This window comes from Mesorhizobium sp. M0522 (genome assembly GCF_040321085.1).
Taxonomy (GTDB): domain Bacteria; phylum Pseudomonadota; class Alphaproteobacteria; order Rhizobiales; family Rhizobiaceae; genus Mesorhizobium.
Genome location: NZ_JAMYQW010000080.1, coordinates 1 through 7,679 on the forward strand (window position 1 = coordinate 1; position 7,679 = coordinate 7,679).

4 protein-coding genes and 1 pseudogene are annotated in these 7,679 nt (G+C 60.2%); 1 reads left to right on the top strand and 4 read right to left on the bottom strand.

What is annotated here, in order from left to right:
* Positions 1-477: 477 nt before the first annotated feature.
* The 4 genes from NKI58_RS35100 to NKI58_RS35115 all read right to left on the bottom strand — a co-directional run bounded on the left by NKI58_RS35100 (position 478) and on the right by NKI58_RS35115 (position 6,719).
* On the bottom strand, positions 478-2,481 hold the full coding sequence (locus tag NKI58_RS35100) for a class I tRNA ligase family protein (RefSeq protein WP_352854487.1): 2,004 nt from the start codon (positions 2,479-2,481) through the stop codon (positions 478-480).
* A gap of 335 nt (positions 2,482-2,816) precedes the next feature.
* On the bottom strand, positions 2,817-3,596 hold the full coding sequence (locus NKI58_RS35105) for a phytanoyl-CoA dioxygenase family protein (protein WP_352854488.1): 780 nt from the start codon (positions 3,594-3,596) through the stop codon (positions 2,817-2,819).
* A gap of 501 nt (positions 3,597-4,097) precedes the next feature.
* Positions 4,098-5,360: a lysine N(6)-hydroxylase/L-ornithine N(5)-oxygenase family protein gene (locus NKI58_RS35110; protein ID WP_352854489.1), complete on the bottom strand. Its 1,263-nt coding sequence runs from the start codon at positions 5,358-5,360 to the stop codon at positions 4,098-4,100.
* 1,170 nt (positions 5,361-6,530) lie between these two features.
* On the bottom strand, positions 6,531-6,719 hold the full coding sequence (locus NKI58_RS35115; protein WP_352854491.1) for a hypothetical protein: 189 nt from the start codon (positions 6,717-6,719) through the stop codon (positions 6,531-6,533).
* A gap of 228 nt (positions 6,720-6,947) precedes the next feature.
* On the opposite strand from NKI58_RS35115, the pseudogene NKI58_RS35120 reads away from it, so the two are divergent.
* Positions 6,948-7,679: pseudogene (locus tag NKI58_RS35120) on the top strand (prolyl oligopeptidase family serine peptidase); the annotation flags it as partial.

The window sequence follows — 7,679 nt, forward strand, 5'->3', positions numbered from 1 at the left end:
AACCCCACCCAGCGCCCCCCGCGCCCCCCACCACCGGCCTCCCAAAAAACACCACACACCGGGGGGGCGCGCCGCCGGGGCCCCCCCGCCCAGGCAGGCATTCGCATTCGACATTTCCGGTGATCGGCGCACGATGCAGGGCGCGCCAGGTTGACCAAGCGCCTCGACGGCATGACAGTCTTGACCGGCTGGAGGACGGAAATCCCGCGATGCCGAAGAGGTTGGTCAGCGCAGTCGAGCCCACACGGCATTTGCGGCACGAAACAGCAAGGGCTGGGAAGCGATCGGCCGAGCGGTCCTCGAAGGCGCGGGCCAGGGTGTCGACGATGCGTTGGTTCAGGTCCGCCAATCTGGTCTCTACCGTCTGATAGCGGCTTCGGTCGCCAGTGACAGCGAGTAAAGATATTTGGCATCATCGGCTTTGATTGCCGCGCAGATCTGGTCGAGATTGGATAGCTCACTGGTGCACCTTTGGGCTCATAGTGCTTCCTCCTCATCGAGATGAGGATTGCCGGATTTGGCGTAGAACACCAACACGGGTCCGAGATCAAAGCGCGTCCCGGGCGCAAGGCGCTGGACGGACCGGGGCCATGTTTCGTCTGAGACGCCATCGATGCCTCGCGCCAGCGTTCTGGCGAATCGGGGCATCAGCGGAGCGAGTGTCGGTGCCAGGATCGCAGCGGCCGTCGTCTGAAGGGCTAGCGAAGTCCGATTGCGGGCGGGATAGAAACGTCGCGCCGCCGCATAGTCTTGCGCCCGACGGTAGATCACGCAATCGCGCACGAAATCGCAGACCTGAGCGGCCGCGCGCCTGACCGAGAAGCCTTCGTCCGAATAGGCGCGCTCCATCGCCGCGCGATAGATCTCTATCCGAGCAAAGAAGGCGCGGTCGACCGGGCTCCAGTCGCCTGCATCGGGTACACGGCCGGCAAAATCCTGCTTGGTTTCCTGGTTCAACGCATCAAGCCAGTTCAGCCAAACCCCTTGGAACACCTCGTTCTCGGTGCGGCGCAGCGCGTCCAGCGTGAAATCCGTCCGCTCACCTTCCGGGCGTGTCAGGCCCAAATGGAGGCGCACGACGTCGACTGTCTTTGGGCTCAGAACCTCCTTGCCCCAGACCGCATGGCGGCAGCTGGTTGAGAACTTTTTGCCGTCGAGCAGGTAGAACTCGTTGAGGTGATAGTGGATGCGTGGCGTCCAGTGGGAGAAGACCTCGGCGTAAAGAGCGGGGTAGAGTAGCGCGTGGTAGAACGAATTGTCGAAGCCGAAGAAATGGACAATCTGCCAGTCGTTGCCGGGCATCTCCGCCTTCCAGTCGCGACCCAGCAAGCGGCCGAGCGCCTGGATGTTGTAAAGAAAACCGAAGGCCATTTCGGGCCAGACCCAGATCACTTGCCCCGGGAACCCTTCGGCCGGCAGGCCCCAGTCCGAGGGGTGGGTAATGGGCACTGAAAAGTTGCCGCGTCGGCGTAGGCGCGCAAAGAGATCCAAGATCCGTAGCGGGACGCCCGACGCCCTTAGATGCCGGTCGATATTGTCGTAGCATCGGTCCAAGGCAAGTTCCGGGCGGCGGACGGAGCCGACCAGCGGCGCCTCGGCAGACTGCCGTGACCGGGCTGCACCCAAGTCGTGGCAAAGGTTTGGGGCGCCGCATTCCTCGCAGATATTGCCACCGGCGGAGCCGCCGCAATCGGGGCAGAGGCCGCTAACATCCGGCTCGTAAAGATAGTGGCCTGTCACAGCATCGAAAAGCGCAGGGCTCTGGCGCAGATCTACCGCCGTGCTGCTCAGAAGACTGCGGAAACACGCGGCTTGAAACTCGCCGTAACCGTCATCACCCATTGTGGGTTGGAAGCTATGGACGTCACAATCGAAAAGTGCAAGCGTGGCGCGAATCTCGTCGGCGTAGTAGTGCGCCACGTTTGCAGGCGTCGATTGATCGGCATCGGCGCGTGTCGTGACGTAGCTCTGGTTGTCATCGCTTCCAGTGAGGTGATATGCTTCGACTCCCTTCATGCGCAGGAAACGAGTATAGACGTCGGCGCCGAAATAGGGGCCAGAAAGATGTCCCAGATGCAGATCGCCATTTGGCGTTGGCGGCGTGGAGAAGACGAAGATCGGCCCGCGTGGAGCCGTGGTCTTTGCAGCGGCATCAAGGGCGGCCTCGCCGTCTCGCCAGTAGACATCGACGAAATTTAGGTCTTCGTCCCCATCGTTGCGCAGCACATGCGCTTCAAAAGGGTGGAACAGAACGACATCGCCCGCCTCGACCGAGATTTCCCCACGGTCGGTCGTGACCTTGCCCGCGCCAGACAGGACCACGAAGGCCTCGATTTCGTCGTGCCGATGGGGCTCGGATGTAACGCCCGGTGCCAGCCTACCGAACGAAAAACCCGTGCCGACGCTTCCCGTTCCAAGCGTGGCCATGTCGATACCGAACGCCGGCGACAGCTCCGTTCGAGAAAACGTGTATTTGCGCATGACAACGAACCTAAGCTGTTGAAGCCGTGGGATCTTCGGCTGCCAACGCAACAGCCTCCCGTGCAATTCGTGGAGAGAAATGGCCCGACCCGTTGGCGGCTCCGGCCAGGATAATGCAGCTCTGGGCCGCCAGGCGGGCGACGAGGGGGGCGCCAGTCGGGCTGTAGGCGTCACAGAAGACCGCCCTGCGACCACCTCCACAATCCACGTGCCGAAGCGTCGTAACGGGCTGCGGTCGATGCTCCGCGAGCCCGCAAATCAGAACGCCATACTCTCCGCGCATTTTTGAGCGGTCGATCAGTTTCGTGTGCATGCCTCCGCCTGGCTGCGTGAGCTCAATCGCGATAGAAAATACCATTTGGGGGCTTGAGTTTGTCGAGATCGGCCACCTTGCCCTCGGGCGGGTTAAGGGCGCGCTTAAGCACGTTATATTCAGCGCGGGTCGGTCCACCGGTTGAAGCACGCTGGAACACCAAGTAGAGTGTCCGCCGCGAACGATTGCTTTTGTTCGGTCGTGAGTAGTGCGGTGCGTAATCGTCGAAGATGAAGATGTCGCCAGCCTTCCATACTACGGGTTCCCAGGAGAACATTTCGGCGACTTGAGGATCGATCACCCCACCGGCATCCATGGGAAACACCCCCTTCTTGTGGTTGCCGGGGCTGAAGAAAAGCCCGCCGTTTTCCGGGTCGGAGTCGTCGATGCCTATGGCAACCACCGCATGGACCATCCGGTCGGGGAGTCTGTGTGGAATGTGATAAATGTCCTGATGCGGGCGATAGCCGCCGCTATCGGGGTAGTGGAAAATCAGCAACTCCTTGAGCCTGCGCGAATCTTCGCCAAGCAAATCCTCGACCGCTGACTTTATGCGCTGATCTTCTAAGAGCAAACGACGCAATGGATCATGGAAGTCGAGAAAATTCTCGACCTTGGAGATGATCTTTCGATTGTCGGTCGTCTTCTCGAACCACATGAGCCATTTATCATCGCTGACATCCCAGCGTGACATATCTTCGACAAAAATAGAGATATCTTCCTGAGCCGCTGGAGCGAAGAACCTTTCGAGCCTGACGTATCCGTCTTTCTGCCACTTTTCTCTTTGTGCATCAGTCAACATGCGAAAAGCCTCCTGTTGGAAAGACTGGTTGGTCGGACATCCAATTGGGCAGTCGCGCGCTGGTCAAGTTGCGGGTCCACGGAGACGGACTCACGTCATGTGGGACGGCGATGCTAAGTGCGTTCCGCTCCGGCGGATATTGTCCGCAGAAGATCGGCGCGAGACCTGTGTCAGGCTCAGCCGGGTCCCGGGGTTCCGTAAACTGGGCCGGATCAATCGCTTCACCCGGTCCAGCCACGACACGCATCGCTAAAGGCCGGCACCATCCGCTGACCGCCGACCCAGCCATGGCCGCCAAGACCACGGCGCTCTTTCGAGTGAGCGACCTGGTACGGTCTTGACAACCGTAGGGGAAATGCACGCCCCCAGAATAATGCGATGCGACGCTTGGTCCAACGGCTTGTTCGGTCACGGTGATATCGGAGAAGCCTCCGGCCTTCGCCGCAGCGGAGGCGGACATCATTCCTAGGATGCCACCGCCCATGATCAAAAGTCTACGAGTCATATCCCGCTGCCCATTTCTTCGGCTGCGGGGGCGGGCCAGCTCTCGATCGAGGTATGGCTGATGAACCCAGGATGCTCGGGGTTCGCGCATGGCGCGCGCCCAAGAAGGCTATCGAAGATGCGGCGCGCGCGCCAGGCCAGCAGGCTTAGGTTCGGATCGGCCAGGCCGCGCTGCCCGAGGCTCGCGTTTTGTACGAAGATGCGTCTGTCACGCGGTCCGTCCCAGCTCACCGAAAAATCCTCGCGAATAGCTAATTCATTGTCGATCTCCTCCAGCCGGTGCGCGATGGGTTCCAAGAAGTCTGGCATCGCGTTCTCGTAACCGGTGGCCAGGATGACGATGTCAGCCGTGACTTCTTCGACCTCGACCATGCCGTGCTGCAGGGTCAGCCTGTGACCCGCGCCGGCGTTGATGCAGTGCGAGACGGTGCAGCCCGGCCGCAATGTGATGTCGCATCGGTTTGGCTCGAAAAATGCGTGGCGGTACAGCGCCTGATAGATCGCGCGCAACGTGCTTTCCGAAATGCCGTCCGAGGCAAGCACGAAACGCCGCAGGAGCAGCTTACGCTGCGACTCGCTCATCGCCGCGAAACGATCCGAAAAGCAGGGCATGAACAACTCGTTTGTGAACGGGCTGTTGTCGAGAGGCAGGTAGTTCTCACGCTGCGAGACCCAAGTGATCGAGGCAGGCCGCCGTTCTTTCGGCAGGCCGACAAGGTGCAACATCACCTCGGCTCCCGACTGGCCTCCGCCAACCACGCAGACATGCTTTCTCCGCACCTCAGGGTGGATGTGCAGTAAAACAGATGAGTGGAACAGGTTGCGTCCAATCCAGCCCTGAAACTGAGGCGGGATTTGCGCCTGCTTGCCAATGCCAATCACGACGTTTCTGGCGCCGAGAACCGCGTTATCGGTCCGCACCCGAAACGCGCCGTCAAAGCGGATTTCGTGCACGGTCTCGCCGCCATGGACAAGTGGGTTCCTGTGGAAGGCCCAGTTCAGGTACTGCTCAAACTCAGCTCTGAACACAGCCTCGAACTGTGCGTTCAGGAAGTGGTACAAACGCCCGTTCTCGTGCAGGAAGTTTACGAAAGTGTAGGCTGATCGCGGATTCACCAGTGTGACCAGATCCTTGAAGTGGCTGACCTGGAGCTCCGAGGAATCGAATGCGATGCCTGGATGCCAGCGGAAGTCGACCTGCCGATCCAGGAACAGTGCCCCTTGCCCAACTTGCTCGTGTATCTGACACGCAAGGCTCAAATTAGACGGCCCAGCACCGACCCCAACGCAAGATAACTCCACTGCTTCCTCCTATAGAGTCTTCCCACTAGGCGGCTTGTTCGCGGCGAATATCGGCCATAGCCATTGGGCCCCCTCGCGGACGTTTCGAGCCCCGGTGCCGACCGGATTTGCGAGAATTGTCCTGCGCGTTCGGGTTGTCGAATGTAGACCCGAGCATTCCAGCGCGGTGACAATCGACGGGTCATGCCGGCGACGTGGGGCAACGACCTATGTCCTTTCCGCCCGTCTGGATGCTCGCGTCGCCGTCACGCGAGACGCTTTCCAGGCCCATTAAGGTGTTGAAACTGGCGAAATCGCCCGCCTCGACCATGAGACGCCGGCCTCTCGGCGGCTTGATGGCAAGCGAGAGCGCGGTCTCACTGCGGCGACGGCATTTTCGGTGCGCATGATCATGGACGACCTCTCGCTGATGCATTCGCAGAATCCCGAGCATAAGCCGTGCCAGAGAAGGAGAGCCTTATAAACAATGGGTTGGCGGATTTGCGATCCTGTCGGAAATCCGACATTGAGAGGGGACGCCTCCCGACGGCGCCCGATTCGCAGGTCGATGTCGCCTTTTCCGAATAGCTAATCGGGCACCTTCTGCACCAGAATACTTCTTTTATGGAGACCAGCACGAAGCCTTCATGAACGGACAGTCATAACCTGGTGTCTCTGCCGGATTGCGATATGCCTTCTCCCATCGAGGTCGGCAGTTGCAAGAGCTGCCAGATCCTCGCCTTATCGTGCCGTTGCACTGGTCGATCCCGGCATCCTCGGGGGCCGCGATCATGAAGAGTGACGAGATCGCATGTCCGCCGCGACGCCTCTCTCATGAGGAAGCAATTCTCTATGTTGGTGTCGGATCGATGCTCTTGATGAGATGGTTGCGGATCGGCATGCCCAAACCTAAGCGCATCAATTATTGCGAGATCTGGGACCTTCACCAACTGGATTGTCGAATCTCTGTAAAGATAGCCGGAAGCGTTATGACCACTCTGCCGGTCCAAAAGCACGACGCCTTTCCGTCCCTGCCACTCGATCCAGGCGGAGGGATGAGGCCGCAAGGCAGTCTTTTGCGCGCCACCGGTCGGCCAGGAATGGAGCCGTCGTAAACGCAGTTATTTGATGATCGCCGCCTCGGAGTCCTCAGGCCGTGCCGCGCCCGACACCGGCGACGTAGTGGTCGTCGATCGCCCCGTCGCCGATGTCGATCCGAAGCTCGGCCAGTTCGCGGTGAGCTTCACTGCTATTCCGCAGTGCCCACCGAGCTCGCACAGGAAGTTCGATCAGCGTCACGGCTGCACTTGTTGTCGGGTCTTCGACAAAGTCGGACATGGGACACACCGCAATCAGAGTCATACCATTGTTCTGAAATGATTTTCTCGTTGGCACGACACGTGCAGGGCTATCCGCAAACGCGCTGCGGCAAGGACTGAGGAGAAGTCATGCGATGATAAAGCTCGCCGAACATGCGGTCGCAGCCGCGAAAATTGAGCTTTCCCGGGCCGGCGGAAGACTTTGCGCCTGTTTTCCAGGCGACATTACTCTTCGGGTTAGCCGGACATGACCGCATTCGATTTCCGCCCAACGCTGAATGCTCCCGACGATGATCCCTATCTTTGGCTCGAAGATGTAGAAGGCGAACGGGCACTTGACTGGACCGCCAGCCAGTCGGCCAGAACCCTGGGGCACTTCGGTGTAACGCAGTTCGATCGCGACCGTGACGCCTTGACAGCGATCTTCGACCGTCCAGACAACATTCCCTTGATCACCCGCCGCGGCCCGTACCTCTACAATTTCTGGCAAGATGCCCGAAATCCGCGCGGACTGTGGCGCCGGACCAGCCTTGCCGCCTACATGAAAGTGGATCCCCATTGGGAGCTACTGCTCGATCTGGACGCCCTCGCCGCTAGCGACGGAGAGGACTGGATCTGGCGCGGTGCGTCCCTTGAGCCGGAGAGACGGGAAAGAGCCGTTCTGCGCCTGTCGCGCGGCGGCAGCGACGCGGTCGTGCATCGCGAATTCGATCTGGGATCTCTTAGCTTTGTCGCCGACGGTTTCAACCTCGCGGAGGCCAAGGGCGAGGTTAATTGGCTCGACCCTGACACGCTTCTGCTTTCCAGTGCGCTTGGTGATGGCATGGCCACCCGCTCCGGCTACGCGCGCACCGTGCGGCTGTGGAAGCGTGGCGCGGATCCGCTCACCGCGCCGGTAATATTCGAAACCGGTTCCGACTCCATGGCCGTGTCAGGCCATCTGGACCGCACCGCTGAGAGCGAGCGCCTCTGGTTCATC